Below are 24,795 nucleotides of genomic sequence, written 5' to 3'. Positions count from 1 at the left end.
AGAGCCCGCCATGACCCATTTTGAACCGACCGCCGCCACCGCCGAGCACGACACGATTCTCATCATCGACTTCGGCTCGCAGGTCACGCAGCTCATCGCCCGCCGCGTGCGCGAGGAGGGGGTCTATTCCGAGATCGTGCCGTTCCAGAGCGCGGCGGAAGCGGTGCGGCGGCTCAATCCGGTCGGCATCATCTTCTCCGGCGGCCCGGCCTCGGTGATGGACGAAGGCAGCCCGCGCGCGCCGCAGGAGGCGTTCGACCTCGGCGTTCCGATCTTCGCCATCTGCTACGGCCAGCAGACCTGCGCGCTGCAGCTCGGCGGCGAGGTGGAGGGCGGCCACGCCGCCGAGTTCGGCCGGGCCGAGGTGACGGTGCACAAGCCGAGCGCGCTCTATGACGGCGTGTGGGAAGTGGGCGAGCGCTATCCCGTGTGGATGAGCCATGGCGACCGCGTGACCCGCCTTCCGGAAGGCTTCGAGGTGGTCGCCACCTCCGAGAACGCGCCCTTCGCCGTGGCGGTGAATGAACAGCGGCGCATCTACACCACCATGTTCCACCCCGAGGTGGTGCACACGCCGCATGGCGCGGCGCTGATCCGCAATTTCGTCCGCAAGATCGCCGGCGCCCGCGGCGACTGGGGCATGCGGGCCTATCGCGAAGAAGCCATCCGCCGCATCCGCGAGCAGGTGGGGTCGGAAAAGGTGATCTGCGGCCTCTCCGGCGGCGTCGATTCCTCGGTCGCGGCGGTGCTGATCCATGAGGCGATCGGCGACCAGCTCACCTGCGTCTTCGTCGATCACGGGCTTCTGCGCCTCGGCGAGGCGCAGAAGGTGGTCACCCTGTTCCGCGACGCCTACAACATTCCGCTGGTGCATGTGGATGCCTCCGAGATGTTCCTCGGCGCGCTGGAAGGGGTCACCGACCCCGAGGTGAAGCGCAAGACCATCGGCAAGCTGTTCATCGACGTGTTCGAGGCGGAAGCGAAGAAGGTCGGCGGCGCTGCCTTCCTCGCCCAGGGCACGCTCTATCCCGATGTGATCGAGAGTGTGTCCTTCACCGGCGGCCCCTCGGTGACGATCAAGAGCCACCACAATGTCGGTGGCCTGCCCGCGCGCATGAACATGAAGCTGGTGGAGCCGCTGCGTGAACTGTTCAAGGACGAGGTGCGGGCGCTTGGCCGCGAACTCGGCCTGCCGGACGTGTTCGTCGGCCGCCACCCCTTCCCCGGGCCGGGTCTCGCCATTCGCTGCCCCGGCGAGATCACCCGCGAGAAGCTGGACATCCTGCGCCTCGCCGACGAGATCTATCTTGAAGAAATCCGCCGCCACGGGCTTTACGAGGAAATCTGGCAGGCCTTCGCCGTCATCCTGCCGGTGAAGACCGTGGGGGTGATGGGCGATTTCCGCACCTATGACTATGTGGTCGGCCTGCGCGCCGTGACCTCGGTGGACGGCATGACGGCGGATTTCTACCCGTTCGATATGGCCTTCCTCGGCCGCGTCGCCACCCGCATCGTCAACGAGGTCAAGGGCGTCAACCGCGTGGTCTACGACGTGACCTCCAAGCCGCCCGGGACCATCGAGTGGGAGTGACCCGGGCCGGCATCGGCGTGGGGCTGAGGTTCGGTCTTGCCGTCCGTCCCGCGGAGGCTGTTCTCCCAGCCCAGATCGCCCGTGTAGCGCCACGCCACGCGGCCTTCCTCGTTCAGGGTGAGCAGGTGCAGCCAGCGATTGTCGAATAGCGCGCGGACCTCCGGGTGTCGTTCCAATAGGCCGGCCGCCGCTTCACGCGGGGCCTCGATCAGCACGGAAAGGCGCAGGGGTTCATGCGTCAGCCGTTCGCCATCATGCACAGACTGCCACGGCAACCCCGCCCGCAGCGGGCCACCATTGCCTTCCACGACGCCAATGCCGCCCGTCACGTTGTGCAGAAGCTTGTTGCCCGCTCCGAAGACGTCGGGCGCGACGGTTGATCCGTAATATTGCAGGCTGATCCAGCTGGCGACGACGACAGGTGCGGTCAGGATCAACTCCAGCACGCCAAAGCCCTCGTCGCGCCGCCAGTCATAGTCGTGGAGAAAGGCCCTTCCGGCGAGATCCAGCCCGGCCGTGCGCGACCGTGGCGCGGCGATGAAGGCCTGGCAACCGGCCAGCGCCCATTCGGGGCGCAGCTCGGCCCAATTGCGGGCCCGATGCAGGATGTCCCGAGCGCGCTGTGCGCGAGGCAGGCGCAAGGCCCGTTCTCCCCGGGCGAGCACGCCGGCGGATGTCAGCCAGCGCTCCGCCCGAACGATATCCTCGGCATGGGTCGGGGAAGGATGATCGCCGGCATAGATCGTGACATCGTCGGTCGTCGTGTCGTGCAGGGCGGCCAGGAATAGCGTGTCGTCGGGAATGATGACGCCGCGCTCCACAAGACCGGCCCTTACCTCCGGGTCATTGAGCAGCGAGGCCAGCAGCCGCGCATTCACTTCGCCCGAATAGCCCCCGCATGCGCCGCAGTTCAGCGCACTGGCATGGGGATTGTTGACCGCGCTGGCGCCGTGGCCGGCAAGGAGAACGAGCCGTGCAAAGCCTGCGGTGAGCGACATCGCCTTGAGCACGCGCATGGCCATCGTCATCTTTGTAGGAAGGTCGAGACCCTGCATCGGGCGCGGCGCGAGATATTCGGGCGCGCTGTTGCGCGTCAGTCCGAGCCCATCCCGCAGGAGCTTGGCGACATAGAGCGGGCCGGTGGCCTCGACGAAAGCAAAGGAGGAAATGGCGGCGAGCTTGAAGCGTCCCCAGGCGCGATGGGCGCGGGCGGTGATTCGGGCGGCCAGTTCCGCTTTCGCGACGGCTGGCGTCGCCTCGCCCGCGCAGGTGAAAACGCCCGGAGACAGCAGCACCGGCAGACGCGCCTCGACAATGTCCGAAGCGAAGCGGCGATGGCCGATGCCCAGCCCGAAGAACCCGGCGAAACCCAGCGTGCGGATGCCGGTATCGAGGCTCTCCAACGCGCGGCGGAACACTTCCGAGCGCACGTCGATGCAGAAAGCCATTTGCAGCGTCGGACGCCCAGGCGTTGCGGGAAGCGGTGCGCGTCTTGTCAACAGCGCGTCGAGCCGCCTCTGCGCCGCGCGCTCGACAGCTTCCTGCAACAGGGCGTCGATAATGTCCTCCGGGCAGGCGCAAACCGGCTCGGCATAGGCCGCGCGCGTGGCCTGCCACTGCGGCGCGAGCGCAGCGCCGAAATGGCGCAAAAGAGCCACCTCCCAGATCAGGCGGATGGCGAGGAGGTCGGTGACCGACGCGTCGCTGCCGCCGCCCAGTTCCGCCTGCCAGAGCCGATGGCGGGCGAGCTGACTCCAGCCGCCGAGCGACGCCAGCAGGCGGTGGAAATAGCTGTCCAGCGCGGCCCTCGGGAGGCCAAGCTGGGCGACACAGTCGATGATCGCGTCTTCGGCCTTGGGTGGCGCCTCCGCCACATGCCGTGCGAAGCCGGTGAGGCCGGCGATTTCGGGGGTCAGATCGCGGGTGGCGACGACCCGCCAGGCGGCGTAGGTGCCGTCTGTCCGCCCGCTGGCCCAGAGGGCCTGGCCCTGATCGAAATGTCCGGCGGCCCAGTGGCTGATGCGCTCGCCGACCACGCCCGGCCAGTCGATCGCCGCCGCATCGCGCGCCAGATCGGCGACGGTCGGGAGTGCAACAGGGGCGGGGCGTTCCGTCTGGATGGCCTCCTTGAACGCGCCGAAGGTCGCCGGCCGGCGGGCGGCGGGCGCGCTGTGGAAGGCCGCGTGCAGATCGTCCTCGGTCATCTCGCCGGAACGCAGCCGCTCCGCGTACCAGCTCCGTGGCATGGTCAGGGCAATGCCGGCCACGCGGCGCAGGCGGGCGGCGGCCGTCGCCAGGGGCTCGCCGGTCTGGCCGAGAAAGGGATTGACCGCAACGCTGGAGGCGAGGGGCCAGAGCGGGGGAATGGCGCGCACCGCCCGGTTGGCCGCCTCAAGCACGGCATCGGGTGACGGCAGCGACGGAGTGATCGGGGTCATCAGCATGGGCTTGTCCTGGGAGTTCTTCGGTCACGACGCTCTGGAGACGGACCAGCCGCCGAGGATGCGATCGAGGATGGCGTTGACATAAAGCCCGTTCGCGAGATGGACGCGCAGGCCGGCGGCGGCGGGATGCGAGGCCCAGAGCGGGAACAGCGCCTGTGCCACGGCCACCAGCCCAAAGCTCAGCACGGCAAGCGCCATCAGCGTCCATTCCAGCCGTCCCGGCGCCGGCGTCGGCGGGAGAAGCCCGCGCGTCAGCCATTCGGCCGCAGTCTGGAGCGCGAAGTACCCGATGGCAGCGGCACCGGCGAAGAGCGCGGTCTTGCGTGTCAGCGGTCGCGGCGCGGCGTCCGCCAGACCCTGCGCCAGCAAATAGGCGACACCGAAGATCAGGATGGCGCCGAGCGCGAGTGCCTGGGGCGACTTATGCTCGAAACCGAAGGCGGTGCCGAACGCCGCGCCGATTGCGGCATAGATGCCGAGCGCGATCAGGAAGGCGCGGCCGACCGCAAGCCCGTCGGGGACTGCGACCGGACCCGGGCGTCGAAGGGCGGTCACCTGCTCCACCGCTCCGCCGGAGGCCAGGAACGCATGCGCCTTGTAGAGCGAGTGGGCGACAATATGGAGCAGGGCGAGCGGAAACAGCGCCAAGCCGCACTGCAGCATCATGAAGCCCATTTGCGCCACCGTGGACCAGGCGAGCGAGGTCTTCACCGCCGGCTGCGTCAGCATCACGAGCGCGCCGAACAGCGCGGTGAGCCCGCCGATCATCGCCAGCACGGCAAGCACGCCGGGCGCGGCGAGCATCACATCGGCGAAACGGATCAGCAGGAAGCCACCCGCATTGATCACCCCGGCATGGAGGAGGGCCGAGACCGGTGTCGGCGCCTCCATCACCTCGGTGAGCCAGCCATGGGTCGGGAACTGCGCCGATTTCAGCAGGGCGGCGAGCGCGAGCAGGGCGGCTGCCGTGACGCCGAGCCAGGAGCCGTCGCCGTTGTGCGCCAGCGCGTTGATCGTGGCGATATCGCTCGTGCCGGAATTCATCCACACGAGACCGGCGGCGGTCACCAGGGCGGTGGCGCCGATCGCGGAGAAAAGGCGCTTCTTGCGGGCGGCGCGCTGCGCCGCCGGGCGCTCGGGGTAGAACAGAAGCAGGCGATGCAGCGCGGCGCTGGTGGCGAGCCATGCCAGAACCAGCTGGACGACATTGCCCGCGAGGACGAGAGCCAGGACCGCCGCGAGCGTCGCGCAGAGCCAGCCGAGAGAAAGGCCCTGCCGCTCCTCGCCATCGAGATAGGTGCGCGCGTATCTCACCACGATCCAGCCGATGAAGGTGACAAGCAGGAGCATGGTCGCGCTGACCGCGTCGAGCCGGATCGACAGGCCGATGCCCGCCCATCCGATCAGCCCGCTGTCGCCGGGGCCGCGAAGGATCAGAGCCGCGAGCGACGCGAGCGCGATCAGCAGTGCGCCGAGCGCGGCGCCCTCTGCGGCAACGGGCACAAAGGGCGGGCGACGGCATTGCCGCGCGAACCCGGCGAGGGCGGCGAACAGCAGCAGAAGCGGAGCGATGAGTGGGAGCAGATAGAGCGACAAGGCGGGTCCCCTGCACGGATGGCGGTTGGCGGCCTTGGTTATCGACGGGCGGAATGGAATGAAAATTCATTGTCGGCATTGAATCGTTCGCTAGTATCGAACGTTATGTCCTCGCTGAATTACAACCATCTGCGCTATTTCTGGGCGGTCGCGCATGACGGCCACCTGACCCGCACCGCGGAGCGGCTGAATCTCACCCAGTCGGCGCTCTCGGTGCAGATCCGCAAACTTGAGGAACGGCTGGGTCACGCGCTGTTCGAGCGTCGCGGGCGGCAGCTGCATCTGACAGAGGCCGGCAAGATCGTCCTCGACCATGCCGACGCCATTTTCGCGACGGGCGACGAATTGCTGGGGACGCTGCGGCAAACAGGAGCGGCCCGGCAGGCCCTGAGGGTCGGTTCGCTTGCCACGCTGTCGCGGAATTTCCAGATGGAGTTCCTGCGCCCGGTGCTCGGGCGCACGGATATCGATCTCGTTTTGCGCTCGGGCAGCGCGGGCGAATTGCTGCGGGCGCTGGAGGCGCTCAATCTCGATGTCGTTTTGCTGAATCAGGCCCCGGCCGGTGATGCCCTGACCCCTTTCGTCACCCATCGTTTGGCGGAGCGTCCGGTCAGTCTGGTCGGAACACCCGACCGGCTGGGCCATGCCGCGAGCTTCGCGGAGCGGCTTCGGCGCCACCCCATCATCCTGCCGACCGTGGACAGCCCCGTACGCATCGGCTTCGACGCCTTTGCCGATCGCCTCGGCGTCCGGCCGCAAATCGTGGCGGAAGTCGAGGACATGGCGATGATGCGCCTTCTCGCCCGCGAGGATATCGGGCTGGCCGTTCTTCCGCCCATCGTCGTCAAGGACGAGATTGCGGCGGGCATGCTCGTGGAAGGTGATCAGTTGCCGGGCATCGTGGAGACGTTCCACGCGGTCACCATGGCGCGACGTTTCCCAAATCCCCTGGTCCGGCTTCTCCTCCAGCCGGCGCACATGCCAGCACCCTCCGGGATCTAGGCGACCGCCCGAAAGCTGAGGCCGATACGGGCGCCGGTGTGCGAGCGGAACGAAATTCCCCCGCGGGCGGAACTCGCCTGCATCAGGCGCGTTTAGGCACGTCGAGGTCCCTTCCGGCGGGAGGCAGGGCCCACTCTTGGGTCATGGGGTGTGAAGTGCGGCTGGACGAGAGCGTCGTGAACACCGATCGCGCATTCATTGCCGGCGGTGGCCCCCTTGCGCGACGCATCGCGGCGTTCGACTGGTCCGCAACGCCGATTGGTCCGTTGGACGGCTGGCCGGCCAGCCTTCGCCACACCGTCGGACTGATGCTCGCAAGCCCGGTGCCGCTCGTCCTGCTGTGGGGCGAGCACGGGGTGATGATCTACAACGATGCCTATTCGGTCTTCGCCGGCGGGCGTGACAGTCGCCTGCTGGGCTCCAATGTCCGGGAAGGCTGGCCGGAAGTCGCCGACTTCAACGACAATGTCATGCGGGTCGGCTTGGCGGGTGGCACGCTGTCCTATCGCGACCTGCCGCTGACCCTGCACCGCGACGGCCATCCCGAACAGGTTTGGCTCAACCTCGATTATTCGCCCGTGGCCGGTGACGACGGGGCGCCCGCCGGGGTCATCGCCATCGTGGTGGAAGTCACCGACGCCCATCATACGCGGGTGGCGCTGGAAGAGAGCGAGACGCGGCTGCGCTTTCTCGACGCGCTCGGCCGCGCCGTGGCCGACAGCCGGGATGCCGCCGACATCCTCGGCACCATCACGCGCATGGCCGCGCAGCATTTGCGGCTCTCCAGCTGTTCCTATGCCGACATGGACGCGGATGAGGACGGGCTTACCGTGCTCGGCGACTGGCACGCGCCCGGCACGAAGTCGCTTGTCGGGCGTTACCGCCTTGCCGATTTCGGCAAGCGTGCGGTGGCCGATCTGCGTGGCGGCGCTCCCTTCATCGTCAACGACTATGCCACGGAACTCCCCGCCAGCGTGGCGGCGGCGTACCACGAGGTCGGCATTGCCGCGGCGGTCTGCATGCCACTGATCCGCGAAGGCCGGCTGACCGCGCTGATGGCGATGCATGACAGCGTGCCGCGTCGCTGGTCGGAATATGAACTCGCCGTCATCCGCGAGGTCACGGAGCGATCATGGGCGCACATCCAGCGCGCCAGCGCCGAAGGCGTGCTGCGCGAACGCGAGGCCCATCACCGGCAGATCCTCGATAGTGCCATCGATTACGGCATCGTCTCCACCGATCTCGAAGGGCTGTGCACGCTCTGGAACCGGGGCGCCGCCGAGATGCTCGGCTGGAGCGAGGCGGAGTTGCTTGGCCAGCCCATGGACACCTTCTTCACCGCCGAGGATCGGGCGGCGGGCCGTCCGGCGGCGAAGCGGCGGGAGGCACTGGAGACCGGTCGAGCGCATGACGCGCGCTGGCACCTGCGCAAGAGCGGCGAACTCTTCTGGGGCCTCAGCGAGATGATGCCGCTGCGCGACGAGTGCGGCCGTCCGATCGGCTTCGTCAAGCTCATCCGCGACCGGACCGCCGAGTATGAGGCGCAGGAGGCGCTGCGCCAAAGTGAGGAGCGGCTGCGCCGCGCCCAGGCGGCGGGCGGGGTCGGGCTGTTCTCGATCGACCTGCGCACCAATCTCATCAGCGCAACCCCTGAATTCTGTCGCCTGTTCGGCTTCGAGCCTGTCCAGGACATACCCGCCGAGCAGGTCGAGGCGCTGGTGGTTCCGGAGCACGCCGGCATCGTCTCCAACGCCGCGAGCCGGGCCGCCGGGGTCGCGCTTCTCGATGTCGAGTACCGCATCCGCCGCCACGACACCGGCGAGGAGCGGATCATGGCGCGCAAGGCTGCCTATGACCGCGACGAGACGGGCGCGCCGCTGCGGCTGGTCGGCGCCGTGCTCGATGTCACCGAGCGGCGCCGCACCCAGATGGCGCTGGAAAAGAGCGAGGCGCAGTTCAGCGCGCTGGCGCAGAACATGCCCAACCAGGTGTGGACGGCGCGGGCCGATGGCGGGCTCGACTGGTTCAACGACCAGATCTACGCCTATTCAGGGACGGAGCGCGGCAGTCTCGACGGCGATGGCTGGACGCGATTGGTGCATGCGGACGACCTGCCGGGCGCTCGCGAGCGCTGGGCCCAGGCGCTTGCCTCGGGCGACACCTATGAGGCCGAGTTCCGCCTGCGCGCCGCCGATGGCGGCTATCGCTGGCATCTGGCCCGCGCTGTGCCACTCATCGATGCGCGCGGCAGCATCACCGCCTGGGTGGGCACCAATACCGACATCGAGGCGCAGAAGCGGGCGGAGGAAGCCTTTGCCCAGGATCGCGACCGGCTCTGGCGGATCAGCCAGGACCTGATGCTCGTCTGCGATTTCGAGGGCGTCATCACGGCCGTCAACCCGTCGGCCGAGCGGCTTCTGGGGTGGGACGAGGCGGAGATGGTGGGCCGTAGGATTGCCGAGTTCCTGCATCCCGAGGACCTGGAGGCAAACACGCGCGAACTGCAGAAGTGCTCGGACGGCCGGACCACCATCGGCTTCGAGAACCGCTATCGCACCAAGGCGGATGAGTACCGCCTCCTTGCCTGGAGCGCGGTCCCCGGCAATGGCCGCATCCACGCCGTGGGGCGCGATATCACCGAACAGCGTTCGGTGGAGGAAGCGCTCCGCCAGAGCCAGAAGATGGAGGCGGTCGGCCAGCTCACCGGCGGCATCGCCCATGATTTCAACAATCTGCTGCAAGGTATCACCGGCAGCCTCGACATTCTCGGCAACCGCATCGCGCAGGGCCGCACGGATGATCTCGCGCGCTGGGTGGGTGGGGCGAAGACCTGCGCCGACCGCGCGGCCTCGCTCACCCACCGGCTCCTCGCTTTCTCGCGCCGCCAGCCGCTCGACCCGCGCCCGGTGCGGGCCAACCCGCTGATCGCTTCGCTGGAGGACATGCTGCGGCGCACATTGGGCGAGCGTATCGAACTGGAGCTGGTGCTCGGCGGCGGTCTGTGGCTGACGCGCTGCGACCCCAATCAGCTGGAAAGCGCCATTCTCAACCTCGCCATCAATGCGCGCGATGCAATGCCGGAAGGCGGCAAGCTGACCATCGAGACCTGCAACGCCCATCTCGACAGCCACTTCGCCGCCCGCCAGCGCGAGGTCAAGCCCGGCCAGTATGTCTGCATCTGTGTCACCGATACCGGCACCGGCATGAGCCGGGAGACCATTGCCCGTGCCTTCGAGCCCTTCTTCACCACCAAGCCTATCGGGCAGGGGACCGGGCTCGGCCTCTCCATGGTCTACGGTTTCACCCGCCAGTCCGAAGGCTATGCCCGCATCTACTCCGAACTGGGGCAGGGCACGACGATCAAACTCTATCTGCCGCGCTATCGCGGCGAGGAGGAGATTGAGGAAGCCGGGAGCAGCCTCAGCGAAGCCCCGGGTTCGGAGGATGGAGAGGTGGTGCTGGTGGTCGAGGACGAGCCGGTTGTGCGCGGCCTCATCGTCGAAGTGCTGGGCGAACTCGGCTATCGCGCCATCGAGGCGGGGGACGGGCCCAAGGGGCTGGAAATCCTCCAGTCCCGCCAGCGCATCGACCTCCTCATCACCGATGTCGGTCTGCCCGGGCTCAACGGGCGGCAGGTCGCCGATGGCGGGCGAGTCTCCCGGCCGCACCTCAAGGTGCTGTTCATGACCGGCTATGCCGAGAACGCGGCGCTGGCGTCTGGCTTCCTCGAACCGGGCATGGCGATGATCACCAAGCCTTTCGCGATGGACGTGCTGGCAACCCGCATTCGCGAGATTATCGAGAAATAGTGGTAGCTTAAGCCGAGCGGGGCTGTCGGCCGCGAGTCGTCATCACGGGCCGATATGTTGCGCAGCATCGGTGCAGCGAAGGCTCTCGCCATCGGTTTCCCGCTCACGTCAACGCGACATCTCTTGTTTTTGTGCAGTGCAGCAACGATCTGGGAGGAGGGGCGTTAGCCTTTCGCCGCCCAGATACTGGGCGCCGCAACCAGGAGACTTCCCTTGCGGACAATGTCGGACACCATGGCCCAGTTCGCCGCCTTCGGCGCGCGCCAGGGCTCGTTTCACATGCCGGGCTCCTCGCCCAGCCGGCTCGAATCTCTTGCCGATTTCGGCTCCAATCCCGGCCGGCTGCGGGGGCATGGCTACTGCCCGGCGGGGCTTGCGAGAAAAGCGCCGCTCGTCGTCGTGCTGCACGGCTGCAAACAGAATGCCGGCGATTATGACCATCGCTCCGGCTGGTCGCAGCTCGCCGATCTGGCCGGCTTCGCGCTGCTCTATCCCGAGCAGAGCCCCGGCAACAATCCCAACCTGTGCTTCAACTGGTTCCGCCCCGGCGATACGCGGCGCGATTCCGGCGAGGCGCTGTCCATCCGCCAGATGATCGACGCCATGATCGCGGCCCACGGCCTCGATCGCGACCGCGTTTTCGTCACCGGCCTTTCCGCCGGCGGGGCGATGGCGAATGTGATGCTGGCGACCTATCCGGAAGTGTTCGCCGGCGGCGCGATCATTGCCGGCCTTGCCTATGGTTGTGCGTCGAGCGTGCCGGAAGCCTTCGACTGCATGCGCGGGCAGGCGCCGTCGTCGGACGAGGAGCTGTGGGCCCAGCTGCGGCAGGCTTCTCCTCATGCCGGACCGTGGCCGCGGGTGGCGATCTGGCAGGGTATGGCTGATCATACCGTGGCGCCTTCCAATGCCGAGGACATCGCCGCGCAATGGCGAACGGCGCATCGGCTCGACGACGCGCCGACGCGGGAGGAAATCTCCGGCGGCCGGATGCGGCGCATCTGGAGCAACCGGGCCGGGGAAGCGGTGATCGAGCTGAACACCGTCGCGGCCATGGGCCACGGCACGCCGCTGGCCAGCGATCTCGGCGCGCCCGGGCCTTACATGCTCGATGTCGGTATTTCCTCGACGCGGGAAATCGCCGCTTTCTGGGGTATCGCCGACGATGCTTCCCGAGCCGTTTCGGCCCAAAATGTCCCGCCCAAGTCGGTTTCGCCGAAGCCCATCCCCAGGAGCGGCCCGGCCGCGAGAACGCCGTTGGCCGCGCCGCCTCCGCGAACGTCCGGCGCCACCGTGAAGGCTGATCCCGCCTCGCCCACGAGCCCGGCGGCCGTTTCCCGCATCAAGGACGTCATCGAGCAGGCGTTGCGCGCGGCGGGTTTGATGAAATAGGGCAGGTGCGCCCGGCGCTTCACCAGAGGTGCCGCCTTGTTGCGGCGCCGGGTTCGTGCTTGTGATCGATGGGGCGCCGCCGCGCGCCACGTATAAGGGGTGGGGAAACGCATGATCATCGAGATTGCCGAACTACGGATCAAGCCGGGCGAGGAAGCCGCCTTCGAGGCGGGCGTCGCCAAGGCCGTGCCGCTGTTCCTTCGCGCCAAGGGCTGTCACGGCGTCGCCTTGCACCAGGTGATCGAGACGCCGAATGTCTACCGCCTCGTCGTGCGCTGGGAGACGCTCGACAACCACATGGTGGATTTCCGCAACTCGGAGGATTTCCAGTCCTGGCGGGGCCTCGTCGGGCCCACTTTCGAGGCGCCGCCGGTGGTGACGCATGAGCGCATCGTCGATCTCGGGCCGGCCATCTGAGATCTTGCCCGGCGACCGGGCGCGTTCGAAAGGGCAGCCCGATCTACCGGGCTGCCCATAGACTGACTACAGAAGGCTGACCTTGCCCGTGGCAAGATCATAGATACCTCCGACAACCTTCAGCTTCCCGCTCGCGACGTATTCGGTGATGATCGGCGTCGCCTCGGACAGTTCTTTCACATTATAGCGCACATTTTCCACGATCGCCGCGTTGAGCGGGTCTTGCGGGTTGGATTTCAACGCGATCTGGACAGCGGGCTTGATGCTGTCGATGAGATCATCGAGATGCCCCGGCAGGCTGATGTTTTCCTTCACCACCTTGATCGCCGCGTCGACGGCGCCGCAATTGGTGTGGCCGAGCACCATGATGAGCGGCACACCCAGAAACTTCACGCCATATTCCAGGCTGGCGAGACCGTCGTCATTGACGAAGTTGCCCGCCACGCGGACCACGAACAATTCGCCCGGTCCCTGGTCGAAGGCGAGTTCCGGGGCAACGCGGGAATCGGCGCAGCTCACCAGCCCGGCGAAGGGGTACTGCGCCTTGGCCCGCGCAGCGCGTCCCGCCGAGAAGTCGCGGTTGTTGAGCGCGTTCGAGGTGTAGCGGCCATTGCCGTCCATCAGTCGCTTCAGCGCCTCGTCGGGGCTGATGGCGTTCGGCGGCGCTTCCTGCGCGAAGGCGCCCATCGGCAACGCCAGGCCACCGAGGAAGGCCGCCGAGGCCAGCCCCAGACCGGCGGCGAGCGTCATGCGGCGCGATGGGACAAAGGTGTGATCGTTGCACATGGGCGGTTCTCCCGGGGGCGTGTCGTGGGTGATGGCGACGGCGTGCAGTGGCCGACGAAGGCGCCCGGCTCAGGCTACCTCCGCTCTCAGGTCGGTTCCAAGTATTTCTAAGTCGATCGGGCCGACCAGCCCAAACTTTGCAGGTATCACTTGTGGCGCGGCGCACGCTGGAGCAGGGAACACGCGGCCCAACCGGCCGGCCAGCGGGACTTCCCGCCGAACTTTCCGCGCGCGCGGACGATCTGCTGCGCCATCCCGGCCTTCCGCTTGCCTTGGCTGAGTACTGCGCCGGGATGGCGGCGGGCCCGCCGGTGCGCTGGCCCTATTACAAAATGTTCGATCAGCTGGGGCGCTATCTCGTCTGCTATATGCTGATCCATAATTACTACCAGTGGCGCCACCGGGCCGGGCCGCCGCCGACGCTCTCCGCCCTGCAGAAGGTGGCGGGGGTGAGCCCGCGCCAGACCGCCGGCTTCGTTGCGGCGCTGCGGGCCGGTCGGCTCGTGGCGGTCGAATCCGACCCCGCCGACCGCCGCGTCACCTTGCTGCGCCCCTCTCCGGTGGTGATCGCCGAAATCGGTCGCTCGCTGCGGCTGTTCGTCGGGGCCCTCGATCGGCTCGATCCGCCCTCCGAGCGCGCGCGGCCGCTCCGCACCGCGCTTCTCGGCGATGCCGATGCCCTTGGCGATATCATCGCCCGTTCGGCAGCCTATGTGCTTGCACATGGCACGCTGCTGCACCCTTTCCCCCGCGTGCTGTCCTTCGCTCAGCGCGATTGCGGCTATCTGCTGCTGACTGTCGTGATCGGCAACCATTACGCGCAGAGCGTCCAAGGCGCCGCCCTGAATCTACCGCTGCGGCGGCGCGATCTCGCCGACCGGCTTCAGGTGTCGACGGCCCATATCGGCAGCCTCCTCGCCGATGCAGAGGCGAAAGGCTGGTTCCGCGTGGGCTCTGGCGGGCGTCTCGCCGCTCTCGATGCGGCCTTTCTCGCCGAATTCGAGCGTTGGTCTGTCTGGCAGATGGCACATTTCGAGTGGCTGGGGGAGGCGCAGGCCGCTAAGGGGGCTGCAACTGGAGGTGTCATGGCGTCATCATTCGATGGTATCCTGTAGCTTGCCGTGGCAAGCTCGGCATCGGCGAATTCACGAGGTGGCGTCATGAAGCTTCTCTTCCCGGCATGGCAGGGCGCGTTGCTGCTCTTCGCCGCTCTTGGGTTTGCGGATCATGCCAGGGCGCAGACGCCGTCGGTGGACGATCCCGCCATGGTCATGACGCAGCAGGGCGCGGTGCGCGGCGTCGTCGCGGAGGGCGTGAGGGCGTTCAAGGGTATTCCCTATGCGCTACCGCCGACCGGCGAGCGCCGCTTCGCGCCGCCGGAGCCGGCGGCATCCTGGAGCGGCGTGCGCGACGCGACCCGCTATGGCAGCGCCTGCCCGCAGCTGGAACGCTACGGCATTCCGGAATCGAGTCGCGATGAGGACTGCCTGTTCGTCAATGTCACCGTTCCTTACCGTCCCGGAGAAGCCGCCGCCGCGCCACGCCCGGTGCTGGTATGGATCCATGGCGGGGCGTTTGTCGGCGGCTCCAGCGGCCTCTACCCGCTGGACGCACTGGCGAAGGACGGCGATCTCGTCGTCGTTTCGTTCAATTACCGGCTGGGCGCCTTCGGCTTTGTCGCCCATCCCTCCTTTGCCGCTGATTACAATGGCGGCTATGGTTTGCTGGATCAGCGCGCGGCGCTCGCCTGGGTCAAGCGCAACATCGCGGCCTTCGGCGGTGATCCCGGCAATGTGACGGTGGCGGGTGAATCGGCGGGCGCCGGTTCCGTCTGCATGCACCTGTTGGCGCCGGATGAGACCACGGGCCTGTTTGAGCGTGCCATCGTGGTGAGCGCCGGTTGTGCCAGCTGGCTGCCGAGCGTTGCCGAGGGCGAGAAGGTCGGCCTGGCGATGGCGGCCAAGGTCGGCTGCGGCGATCCCGCGAGCGCGCTGGCCTGCCTGCGGGCGAAGCCGGTGGACGAACTGCTGAAGGCAGCGGCCGACATTGCCGGCGCCAACATCCTCACCTTCACGCCGCTGATCGGCGCCAAGACCGTGCCGCTGCCGGGCGCCGAGGCGTTTCCGGCCGGCAAATTCGTCAAAGTGCCCGTCATGAACGGGGGCACAAGGGACGAGCAGCGGCTTTACGTCGGCTATGCCGCCCTTGAAGGCGAGGTGGTCACAGCGGCGAACTATCCCGACGAAATCCGCAAGGTCTATGGCGACAAGGCGGAGGCGGTGCTGGAAAAATACCCGCCGACCTACGCGTCTTCGCCGCCGGCGACACTCGGCTCGGTATGGTCGGATTTCCGTCGGGATGTCGGGATCAACAACTGCGCCTATCTGGAAGCGGCCAAGCTGATGGGCGCCTTCGTGCCGGTCTATGAATTCGTCTTCGCCGATTCGGAGGCGCCGCCGGTGACGCCTTCCGATCCCGGTTTTGAGATGGGGGCGGTGCATTCGTCCGAGCTGCCTTACCTCTTTCCCCATTTCGACAACACGATGAAGCGCGCCGGACCCGCTCTGACGCCGGCATCGCAGCAGCTTGCGACTGTCATGACGGCCTATTGGTCGAGCTTCGCGCGCACCGGCACGCCTTCCGCACCGGCGGCGCCCGCATGGAAGCCCTTCCGGTCCGATGACGACGTGATGAATCTGGAGCCGGGCAAGCTGGGGCTTTTCAATGCCTCGGCGGCGCATAACTGTGCTTTCTGGAAGTCGCTCTATCCCGCCGATCTCACCCGCTGAAGCGGCTGCCGCGACGAAATGCGCCGGGCGTTTCGCGGATAGCGGGCTGGACCTTTCGGCCTCTAGGATCATTCTAAAGGTGGCGCTATCATCCGCGCCCGCTCGCAAGCGCCTCGCATAAGGGCGCCATTCAATGATCACCGCCTGGAAGGACGCCATGAATCGCTTCGTCACCACTGCCGCCCTGCTCGTTCTCGGTACCACTGCTGCACTGGCCCAGAGCCCGGCCGGCGATGCCGAAAAGGGCGCCAACGTCTTCAAGAAGTGCATGGCTTGCCACGCCGTCGGCGAAGGCGCCAAGAACAAGGTCGGCCCGGAACTCAACGGCATCATCGGCCGCAAGATGGGTTCGGTCGAAGGTTTCGCCTATTCCGATACGCTGAAGGAGCACAACGCCAAGGGCGATGTGTGGACGGCGGAAGTGCTGAGCGCCTATCTGGAAAACCCGAAGGGCTACATGCCGGGCGTCAAGATGGTGTTCGCCGGCCTGCCGAAGGAAAGCGACCGCCTGAACCTTGAGGCCTATCTCGGCCAGTTCAACGCCGACGGCACCAAGAAATAGTCGGCGTGCCTCCTCAAGGAGGCAGTGCGTGAGGTGCGGCGATGGTAGACCTGCCGCGACTGCATAGGCGTCACCTGCTCACCCTCGGTGCGGCCCTGGCACTCGGGAGCGGGCGATCCGCCTGGGGGCAGGCCGAGCCGGCGAGTGCCGGCCATGCTCTCGCCCTTGAAGCCGTGGCGCCGGGTGTGCATGTGTTCCGCGCGCCCTATGAACTGGTCGCTCCGTCCAATGACGGGGCGATCGCCAATATGACGCTGATCGTCGGCGATGACGCCGCCGCTGTGATCGACACCGGCAATAGTTACCGTGCCGGTGCGCTGATGCGCGAAGCCATGCGCGCGGTGACGGACAAGCCGCTGCGCTACGTCGTCAATACCCATATGCACCCCGACCACACGCTGGGTAATGCCGCCTTTGCGGAGGACGGCGTTCGCTTCGTCGCGCACCACAAGATGCCGCGGGCTCTTTCACTTCGAGCCGAAACCTATCTTGCCCAGGTCGAGCGCCTGCTCGGGCCTGCGGGGGCGGGGACGCGGATCGTGCTGCCGGACCTGCTGGTCGAGGACCGACTGACGCTCGATCTCGGCGGCCGTCCGCTGGAACTGCGCGCCCATCCCACAGCGCATACCGACAACGACCTCACCATCGTCGATCCGAAGACCGGCACCCGGGTCATGGGCGATCTGCTGTTCGTCGGTCACATCCCGACTCTCGACGGCAGCCTCAACGGCTGGCTGACGCTGCTCGACCGGCTGGCGCAGGATTCGGTCACCCGCGCCGTTCCCGGCCACGGACCCGCCAGCGTCGCCTGGCCGCAGGGGGCGGAAGCGGAGCGACGCTACCTCGCCGCGCTGCGTCGCGACATTCGCCAGCTTCTCGAGGCCGGTCGACCGATGAGCGAGGCGCCCGCACACGCGGTTGTGTCCGAGCGCGACGACTGGGCGCTTTTCGCCGAGTTCAACGCGCGTAACGCGATCGCGGCCTATCACGAGCTGGAATGGGAATAGTGTGCTGCATTGCAGCAGGTCGCGGCGGTAAAACTGCCCGGAAAACAGTGCTTGCTTGTGGTATTTTGTATATCTTTTCGCTCTTGCAGCAAAAATATAATAAGAGCGATTTCTCATAAGAGTTCTTATTGCCAGTCCGAGGGATTCGGATTAGCGTAACCTCGTCTTCGGCTTCAACGGCAATCGGGAAGAAGTTCCCGGGTCCGGTTCGTAGGCCAGCTTGGGGCAGGAGCCCCCGTGAGATCCGGCTGTTTCTCCCTCCAGCCGGTCGTGACACGCTGTCGAAGACAAAAAGGTCAGACGGCAAACAAGCCGCGGCGGGTCGTCCGTGCATTCGGTCGGTCCCGGAGGATCGTTCACGAGGAGAATAAGCATGCGCAAGTTTCTTGCGACAGCACTGTTGGGTGCTGCGGCGCTCTATGCTTGGCCCGCATCGGCCAATGACGGGCTGGTCAGCATCATCAAGGACCCCAAGCAATGGGGTATCCAGACCGGCGACTACGCCAATACCCGCTATTCCAAGCTCGACCAGATCAATGCCAGCAATGTCGGCAAGATTCAGGTGGCCTGGACCTTCTCGACGGGCGTCCTCCGTGGTCATGAGGGCGGCCCGCTCATCATCGGCGATGTGATGTATGTCCACACGCCGTTCCCGAACATCGTGTACGCGCTCGATCTGAACGATGACGGGCGTATCATCTGGAAGTACGAGCCGAAGCAGGACCCGAACGTCATCCCGGTGATGTGCTGCGACACCGTCAACCGCGGTCTGGCCTATTCCGACGGCACGATCTTCCTGCATCAGGCCGACACCACTCTCGTCGCGCTCGACGCCAAGACCGGTGCCAAGAAGTGGTCGGTCGTCAACGGCGACCCGAAGAAGGGCGAAACCAACACCGCCACCGTTCTCCCGGTGAAGGACAAGGTCATCGTCGGTATCTCCGGTGGCGAGTTCGGCGTGCGTTGCCACGTGACGGCCTATGACACCAAGACCGGCAAGCAGGTGTGGCGCGGCTATTCCATGGGCCCGGACAATGAGATGCTCATTGACCCGGAGAAGACCACGGCGCTCGGCAAGCCGGTCGGCAAGGATTCCTCGCTGAAGAGCTGGGAAGGCGACCAGTGGAAGATCGGCGGCGGGTGCACCTGGGGCTGGTATTCCTATGACCCCGAAACCAACCTCGTCTATTACGGCTCGGGCAACCCCTCGACCTGGAACCCGGCTCAGCGTCCTGGCGACAACAAGTGGTCGATGACCATCTGGGCTCGCGACGCGGACACGGGTGTCGCCAAGTGGGTCTACCAGATGACCCCGCATGACGAATGGGACTTCGACGGCGTCAACGAGATGATCCTCACGGATCAGCAGTTCGACGGCAAGCCGCGCAAGCTGCTCACCCATTTCGACCGTAACGGCTTCGGCTACACCCTCGACCGCGTCACCGGTGAACTGCTCGTCGCCGAGAAGTTCGATCCGGTGGTGAACTGGGCCACCAAGGTCGACATGGACAAGAACAGCCCGACCTATGGTCGTCCGCTGGTCGTGGCCAAGTATTCGACCGCCCAGCAGGGTGAAGACGTGAACACCAAGGGCATCTGCCCGGCCGCCCTCGGCACCAAGGACCAGCAGCCGGCGGCGTTCTCGCCCAAGACCAACCTGTTCTACGTGCCCACCAACCACGTCTGCATGGACTACGAGCCGTTCCGCGTCAGCTACACCGCGGGCCAGCCCTATGTCGGTGCCACCCTGTCGATGTATCCCGCGCCGAACAGCCATGGCGGCATGGGCAACTTCATCGCCTGGGACAACACCAAGGGTAAGATCGTCTGGTCGCTGCCGGAGCCCTTCTCGGTGTGGTCGGGTGCTCTCGCCACCGCCGGCGACGTGGTCTTCTACGGCACGCTCGAAGGTTACCTGAAGGCGGTTGACGCCAAGACGGGCAAGGAACTCTACAAGTTCAAGACCCCGTCGGGCATCATCGGCAACGTCACCACCTATGAGCACAAGGGCAAGCAGTACATCGCCATCCTGTCGGGTGTCGGTGGCTGGGCGGGCATCGGCCTGGCGGCCGGCCTGACCGATCCGAATGCCGGCCTCGGTGCGGTGGGTGGTTATGCCGCCCTGTCCAACTACACCAATCTCGGCGGCCAGCTGACCGTGTTCGCTCTGCCGAACTGAGCCAAGGAACGGCGGGCGTCTTACGGCGCCCGCCGGTTCGAGACGAAAAGGGGCCTGGCCGCCGGCTTGTCCGGTGCGCCGGGCCCTCACGTCTCGCAGCCCCGGCGTTTATGAGACTCTTAGAAAAATTCCAAGCCGTGGAGCGGCGTCCTGCGTGACGCTGCCCGGACGCCAGAATGGCCCCTGCGGCGCCTTGAGGAGACTGCTTCATGACGAAACCTGTTCGCGGATGGTTTGTTTCCGGCATGCTGCCGGCATCCGCCGGCGCTGCGGCGCTCATCCTGGCGGCCGCCCTGTCCCTTCCCGCTCCGGTCCTCGCGCAGGAACAGGCCCCGGCCGCCGCCGCCCCGGCACCGGTCGAGAAGGAGAAGGACGAGCTCGGCAAGTACACGCTGCCAGATGGCGATCCGATCTATAACATCCAGCCCGACGGCACGATGGACTGGTACACCTATTCCGGCTATCGCCGCTACCATGCCGAGTGCCATGTCTGCCACGGCCCGGACGGCATGGGCTCCAGCTACGCGCCGGCGCTCGCCAACTCGCTGAAGACCATGACCTATGCGCAGTTCATGGAAATCGTCGTCAACGGCAAGCAGAACGTCGGTGTCGGCACGGCCGACCAGGTCATGCCCGCCTTCGGCGAGAACAAGAACGTCATGTGCTACCTCGACGACATCTACGTCTATCTCAAGGCCCGTGCCGACGGCGCGCTCGGCCGCGAACGTCCCAGCAAGCGCGAGGACAAGACGAAGGCGTATACGGCAAATGAAAACCAGTGCTTCGGACGGCCGAGCTGAGCCCATGGCGGACAGGGCGCAGCCGGGACCTTGCCATCGCTCGGCGCGCCGTAAGGGGAGGGGTGTCGCGGCCTGCGTGACGCTCCTCGCCCTCGCCGCCTTTCCCCACGCGGCCTCGGCCCAGGTGGCCGATCTGGTCGATCGCTCGACTTTGCGTGTCTGCGCCGATCCCGCGAATATGCCTTTCACCAATGAGGATGGGCAGGGCTTCGAGAACAAGATCGCCGAGCTCATGGCCGAGAAGCTCGGCCTCGCCCTTGACTACACCTGGTTCCCGCAGGCGACCGGCTTCTACCGCATGACACTCGGCGCCAAGCGCTGCGATGTTGTAATGGGTTATGTCGCCGCCGGTGACCCAATCCTCAACACCAATCCCTATTACCGCTCGGCCTGGGTGCTGATCACCAAGAAGGACGGGGATCTCGCCGGCGTCGACACGCTGGAAGACCCGCGTCTGAAGGGCCGGCGGATCGGCGTGATCGCGGGCACGCCGCCGGGCGATCTCCTGACCCGTAATGGCCTGATGCCGCTGGCGAGGCCCTATGCGCTGATGGTGGATCGCCGCTTCGACAGCCCGGCGGAGGCGATGATTGCCGATCTCGACGAGGGCGAGATCGATGCCGGCATCCTGTGGGGCCCGATCGGCGGCTACTACGCCAAGAAGTCGGCTATCCCCCTCTCCGTGATTCCGCTGGTGAAGGAGAAGGGCGATCCCTCGCTCATCTACCGCATCACCTTCGGCATCCGCCCCGGCGAGCTGAACTGGAAGCACCAGCTGAACGGCTTCATCCAGAAGGAGCAGGGTGCGATCAACCGTATCCTGCTCGATTACGGCGTGCCCCTTCTCGACAATCAGGATCGCCCCATCGAAGCGGCGCCTTAGACCTGCAGGAGGCGGCGGTGAAACACTATCGACCCGACCCTACCCTCCGCCGCTTGGCCTGGCTGGGCATGGCCGGGCTCGCCGCTGTGCTCTATGTCTTCGCTCCGACCGTCGGCCGGGGCGAAGAGGTTGTGCCCGAGCCGACGGGCTACCGTATGGATGCTTACCGGGCCCCGACGCCGGCCACCCTCAAGGGCGCCCAGGTGATCGACACGGCACAGGCCGAGAAGCTCTGGCGCGCCAGGGCCGCGATCTTCGTTGACGTGATGCCGCGGGATGTGAAGCCGGCGAACCTCCCTCCGGGCACGCTGTGGCGCGACAAGAGGCGCGATCATCTGCCCGGCAGCGTCTGGCTTCCCAATGTCGGCTATGGTGCGCTTTCGGCCGAGACCGACGCCTATTTCCGCACCCGCCTCGACGCGCTAGCCGGCGGCAACCGCGCGGCGCCGCTGGTGTTCTATTGCCAGACCGATTGCTGGATGAGCTGGAACGCGGCCAAGCGTGCGATCACCGAATATGGCTACACCAACATCGCCTGGTATCCCGCCGGTAGCGATGGCTGGGCCAGGGCCGGGCTGCCGCTGGAACAAGGCCAGCCGAAGCCCTGAAGGTCGTCGTCACCTCTGCGCGCGCGACCATGCGCCGGTTGAGAGACGCCCCGGCCGCGCAGGCCGGGGCCGCCTGTTCACGGCAGCTTTTCCTGAATGGCGCGGGCGAGGGCGAAGACGCGCTGTTCCAGCAGTACCGGGCTTTCGCACACCGCCGTCATCGATTGCTGGCGCGCATCATAAACGCGCGTGTCCCACAGCAATTGCTTCTCCAGTTCCTGCGCCTTCGTCTTTTCCTCGTCCGTGGTCGCGGCCTTCTTGGCCTTGGCGAGGGCGAGGCTCTGCTCCTTGATGCGTTTGGAAAGTTCGATCTGGTGTTCGGAATAGCGCTCAATGCCGCTCATGATGCGGCTGCGCCGAGCATTGATTTGCTCGAACACGCCGGCGAACAGCAGGGTGAGGCGCTGTTTGTCGTTTGGCCCGAGCGTGCCGGCGAAGGCGTCGATCTGTTTCGTCGCTTCCTCGATGGGCGTGCGCTGGGCGGCCAGCACCGGCACAAGATCGGCGACCTGCCGGTCGTCCTGCCATTGCAGGTTTTCGATCGGAGGACCGGACCACATCTGACCGACCGCAAGCTCAGGTACCTTGCGCTGGATGCACGGCCAGAGCCCCCCGCTGGGGGCGGCGGCGAGGGCGGGGCCGAGGCCCACGAGCAGGAGAGGCACGGCGAGGCTTAGGCGACGCAAGGCAGGGTGGAATGTGGGCATGGGCTTTTCCTCGAGATATTGCCCGGAAGCTCTTCGGCTTCCGTTTCGACAGGGCCGTGCAGGGGCCGGCTCATTTTGCCGTTTCCGGTCCGCCGCGACGGGCCATGACACCAGCGGAAGGATCATAGGCCAAGATCGAGGCGGCGAGGAACAGCGCCGCGCACCCCGCGACCACCAGCGCGGCAAAAGGCGCGAATTGGCCGTAAAGCGCGAAGCGGATCAGCTCCACGGCATAGGTGAACGGGTTGAAGGTGCAGATCCACCATAGTGCTAGGCTGCTCTCCTGCACCCGCCAGAGCGGGTAGAGCGCCGAGGAGGCGAAGAACATCGGAAAGATGACGAAGTTCATCACGCTGGCGAAGTTCTCCATCTGCCGGAACACCGAGGACATGAGCAGCCCCATGGCGCCGAGCATCAGGCCGGAGAGGAGCAGCGCGGGGATCACGGTGACATAGCCGACGGGCGGCAGTTCCACCTCCCAGAACCAGGCGACGGCGAGGAAGGCATAGACCTGCAGCAGCGACACGCCGATGCCGGCGATGAGCTTGCACACCAGCAGGTACCAGCGCGGATAGGGGCTCACCAGAAGGATACGCATGGCGCCGACTTCGCGGTCGTGGACCATGGAGAGCGAGGATTGCAAACCGTTGAACAGCTGAATCATCGCCACCAGCCCCGGCGTCACATAGACCTCGTAGAGCACATAGGTCTCATAAGGCGGGATGATCGAGACGCCGAGCACCGAGCGGAAGCCGGCGGCGAAGATGAACAGCCACACCAGCGGGCGCACCAGGGCGGAGAGAAAGCGGCCGCGCTGGTTGAGAAAGCGTAGCGCCTCGCGCCAGCAAATGCCGGTGAGGACGATGACATAGCCGGTCAGCGGCAGGCGGAATCGCGCCGGGGTCATGCCGCTGCCTCACCCGTATCGCTGACCAGCTGCAGAAAGGCCGTGGACAGGTCCTCGCCGCCGGCGCGGGCGCGCATCTCTTCATAGGAACCGCTGGCGCGGATCTGTCCGCGGTGAAGCACCACGACGCGGTCGCCGGGGCCAATCTCCTCGATGATGTGGGTCGCCCACAGCACGCCGATCCCTTCATCAGCCACCAGCGCGCGGACAAGGGCGACCACGGCCGCGCGCGAGGCGATGTCGAGGCCGACGGTCGGCTCGTCGAGCAGCAGCAGGCGCGGGCGGTGCATGAGCGCACGCACGATCTCCACCCGGCGCATCTGGCCGCCCGAGAGGTTGCGCACCTTGTCGCGCGCGCGTTCAGCCAGGCCATCCTGCGCCAGCAGCTCCATCGCCCGGCGGCGTCCGGCGCCGAAGCCGATGCCGTGCAGCGTGGCGTGGTAGAGCAGATTGTCGAGGACGGAGAGTTCGAGGTCGAGCGTGCGCGCCTGAAACACCACGCCGAGCCGGCTGAGCGCTTCGGCGGGCCGGCGCCGCACATCGGCTCCGAGCACATGGATCGCGCCGCTGCGGTTGTCGTAGAGCCGGGTGACCAGTGAGAACAGCGTGGTCTTGCCGGCGCCGTTGGGGCCGAGCAGGGCGGTGAAGCTGCCGGCGGGCACGGTGAGGCTGACATCGTCCAGCGCCTTGCGCGTGCCAAAAGCATGGCTGACCGCGCGGATATCGAGCGCCGGCATGCCATCGGCCGGGCCGGAGGCGTGGCGCGTGGAGCTGGTCGGTTCCGTCATGGCATCTCCCGTACCGAGAGAAGAAAGTCCCCGGCGGGGCCGGGGACGAGGGTCACGAGGATCGAAATACAGGCCTGGTCGAGGTTACTTGACGATGAACTCGCCCTTCATGCCCCGCTCCTCCATGCCCTTGCAGTACCAGGCGAAGGTGCCAGGCTTGATGGGCACGAAGAACATTTCGGCCTCACCTTCTTCCTCGAATTCAAGCTCGGTGAGGTGGATGGCCTTGATCTCCATGCCGCCGGCCTCGACCTTGCGCAGGAAGATGCTCTGGAACAGCCCCGGCGACTGCCAGGCGCACTCCTTCTTGCCGGTTGACTTGACCGTCAGCGAATAAGACTTGCCGGTCTCCAGCTCATACTTGGTCTGCGAGACGCCGAAGCCGGAATTGCCGGTGCCGACGGTCAGTTCTTCCAGCTCCACGGGCTTGAGGGTGAGGTCGCCCTTGGCATAGGCGACGCCCGAGAGGGCGAGGGTGGCGGCGGCGGCGAGAACAAGGTGGGTCTTCATGGCGTTTCCTCTGAATGG

At 66.5% G+C, this 24,795-nt stretch carries 20 protein-coding genes; 13 read left to right on the top strand and 7 right to left on the bottom strand.

Features of this window, described 5'->3' with window-relative positions; translation table 11 throughout:
• Window positions 1-10 precede the first annotated feature (10 nt).
• Window positions 11-1,591, top strand: coding sequence for a glutamine-hydrolyzing GMP synthase (gene guaA, locus J2S75_RS12660; RefSeq protein WP_307020213.1), 1,581 nt, complete (start codon window positions 11-13; stop codon window positions 1,589-1,591).
• Here guaA and J2S75_RS12655 read toward each other — a convergent pair.
• Both J2S75_RS12655 and J2S75_RS12650 read right to left on the bottom strand, forming a co-directional pair.
• The gene (locus J2S75_RS12655) at window positions 1,546-4,029 is read right to left on the bottom strand and encodes a YbcC family protein (protein WP_370874137.1); all 2,484 of its coding nucleotides are present in this window, start codon (window positions 4,027-4,029) and stop codon (window positions 1,546-1,548) included. The two genes, guaA and J2S75_RS12655, sit on opposite strands and share 46 nt — an antisense overlap.
• A gap of 30 nt (window positions 4,030-4,059) precedes the next feature.
• Window positions 4,060-5,631 carry a proton-conducting transporter transmembrane domain-containing protein gene (locus tag J2S75_RS12650; RefSeq protein WP_307020211.1) on the bottom strand — a complete coding sequence of 524 codons (1,572 nt, stop codon included), beginning with the start codon at window positions 5,629-5,631 and terminating at the stop codon, window positions 4,060-4,062.
• 105 nt (window positions 5,632-5,736) lie between these two features.
• On the opposite strand from J2S75_RS12650, the gene J2S75_RS12645 reads away from it, so the two are divergent.
• From J2S75_RS12645 to J2S75_RS12630, 4 genes are all read left to right on the top strand, one after another.
• The gene (locus J2S75_RS12645; RefSeq protein ID WP_307020574.1) at window positions 5,737-6,633 is read left to right on the top strand and encodes a LysR family transcriptional regulator; all 897 of its coding nucleotides are present in this window, start codon (window positions 5,737-5,739) and stop codon (window positions 6,631-6,633) included.
• Window positions 6,634-6,776: 143 nt separating this feature from the next.
• Window positions 6,777-10,442: a PAS domain S-box protein gene (locus tag J2S75_RS12640; protein ID WP_370874127.1), complete on the top strand. Its 3,666-nt coding sequence runs from the start codon at window positions 6,777-6,779 to the stop codon at window positions 10,440-10,442.
• A gap of 213 nt (window positions 10,443-10,655) precedes the next feature.
• Complete coding sequence (locus J2S75_RS12635) at window positions 10,656-11,834, top strand: extracellular catalytic domain type 1 short-chain-length polyhydroxyalkanoate depolymerase (protein WP_370874126.1); 1,179 nt, start codon at window positions 10,656-10,658, stop codon at window positions 11,832-11,834.
• 111 nt (window positions 11,835-11,945) lie between these two features.
• A complete protein-coding gene (locus J2S75_RS12630) occupies window positions 11,946-12,251 on the top strand; it encodes an antibiotic biosynthesis monooxygenase family protein (protein WP_307020209.1) in 306 nt (101 codons plus the stop codon).
• A 66-nt stretch (window positions 12,252-12,317) separates the two neighbouring features.
• On the opposite strand, the gene J2S75_RS12625 is transcribed toward J2S75_RS12630, so the two are convergent.
• Complete coding sequence (locus J2S75_RS12625; RefSeq protein WP_307020208.1) at window positions 12,318-13,037, bottom strand: carbonic anhydrase; 720 nt, start codon at window positions 13,035-13,037, stop codon at window positions 12,318-12,320.
• A gap of 293 nt (window positions 13,038-13,330) precedes the next feature.
• On the opposite strand from J2S75_RS12625, the gene J2S75_RS12620 reads away from it, so the two are divergent.
• From J2S75_RS12620 to J2S75_RS12585, 8 genes are all read left to right on the top strand, one after another.
• Entirely contained in the window at window positions 13,331-14,152 is an 822-nt protein-coding gene (locus J2S75_RS12620) for a hypothetical protein (protein ID WP_307020207.1), read from the top strand.
• A 45-nt stretch (window positions 14,153-14,197) separates the two neighbouring features.
• The gene (locus tag J2S75_RS12615; RefSeq protein WP_307020206.1) at window positions 14,198-15,826 is read left to right on the top strand and encodes a carboxylesterase/lipase family protein; all 1,629 of its coding nucleotides are present in this window, start codon (window positions 14,198-14,200) and stop codon (window positions 15,824-15,826) included.
• 133 nt (window positions 15,827-15,959) lie between these two features.
• Window positions 15,960-16,388, top strand: coding sequence for a c-type cytochrome (locus tag J2S75_RS12610; protein ID WP_307020205.1), 429 nt, complete (start codon window positions 15,960-15,962; stop codon window positions 16,386-16,388).
• 41 nt (window positions 16,389-16,429) lie between these two features.
• Entirely contained in the window at window positions 16,430-17,395 is a 966-nt protein-coding gene (locus tag J2S75_RS12605) for a quinoprotein relay system zinc metallohydrolase 2 (RefSeq protein ID WP_307020204.1), read from the top strand.
• 373 nt (window positions 17,396-17,768) lie between these two features.
• Window positions 17,769-19,574 carry a lanthanide-dependent methanol dehydrogenase XoxF5 gene (gene xoxF5 / locus J2S75_RS12600; protein ID WP_307020203.1) on the top strand — a complete coding sequence of 602 codons (1,806 nt, stop codon included), beginning with the start codon at window positions 17,769-17,771 and terminating at the stop codon, window positions 19,572-19,574.
• A 209-nt stretch (window positions 19,575-19,783) separates the two neighbouring features.
• Window positions 19,784-20,374, top strand: a complete 591-nt coding sequence (locus J2S75_RS12595) for a c-type cytochrome, methanol metabolism-related (RefSeq protein ID WP_307020202.1) — start codon at window positions 19,784-19,786, stop codon at window positions 20,372-20,374.
• 4 nt (window positions 20,375-20,378) lie between these two features.
• A complete protein-coding gene (locus J2S75_RS12590) occupies window positions 20,379-21,257 on the top strand; it encodes a substrate-binding domain-containing protein (RefSeq protein ID WP_307020201.1) in 879 nt (292 codons plus the stop codon).
• A gap of 68 nt (window positions 21,258-21,325) precedes the next feature.
• Window positions 21,326-21,865 carry a PQQ-dependent catabolism-associated CXXCW motif protein gene (locus J2S75_RS12585; RefSeq protein WP_370874136.1) on the top strand — a complete coding sequence of 180 codons (540 nt, stop codon included), beginning with the start codon at window positions 21,326-21,328 and terminating at the stop codon, window positions 21,863-21,865.
• Between the two features lie 77 nt (window positions 21,866-21,942).
• Here the strand turns inward: J2S75_RS12585 and J2S75_RS12580 are convergent, their stop codons facing one another.
• The 4 genes from J2S75_RS12580 to J2S75_RS12565 all read right to left on the bottom strand — a co-directional run bounded on the left by J2S75_RS12580 (window position 21,943) and on the right by J2S75_RS12565 (window position 24,777).
• Window positions 21,943-22,572, bottom strand: coding sequence for a hypothetical protein (locus J2S75_RS12580; RefSeq protein ID WP_307020199.1), 630 nt, complete (start codon window positions 22,570-22,572; stop codon window positions 21,943-21,945).
• A gap of 70 nt (window positions 22,573-22,642) precedes the next feature.
• A complete protein-coding gene (locus J2S75_RS12575; protein WP_307020198.1) occupies window positions 22,643-23,479 on the bottom strand; it encodes a lanthanide ABC transporter permease protein PedC in 837 nt (278 codons plus the stop codon).
• Window positions 23,476-24,267, bottom strand: coding sequence for a lanthanide ABC transporter ATP-binding protein PedB/LutE (locus J2S75_RS12570; RefSeq protein WP_307020197.1), 792 nt, complete (start codon window positions 24,265-24,267; stop codon window positions 23,476-23,478). Before J2S75_RS12570 ends, J2S75_RS12575 begins: the two co-directional genes overlap by 4 nt.
• Window positions 24,268-24,351: 84 nt before the next feature.
• The gene (locus J2S75_RS12565) at window positions 24,352-24,777 is read right to left on the bottom strand and encodes a cupredoxin domain-containing protein (protein ID WP_307020196.1); all 426 of its coding nucleotides are present in this window, start codon (window positions 24,775-24,777) and stop codon (window positions 24,352-24,354) included.
• Window positions 24,778-24,795 lie beyond the last annotated feature (18 nt).

It is taken from the genome of Ancylobacter polymorphus, assembly GCF_030813495.1.
GTDB classification, from domain to species: Bacteria; Pseudomonadota; Alphaproteobacteria; order Rhizobiales; family Xanthobacteraceae; genus Ancylobacter; species Ancylobacter polymorphus.
Note: the sequence above shows the minus strand (reverse complement) of the source record. Positions and strands in the feature narration are given on the sequence as shown.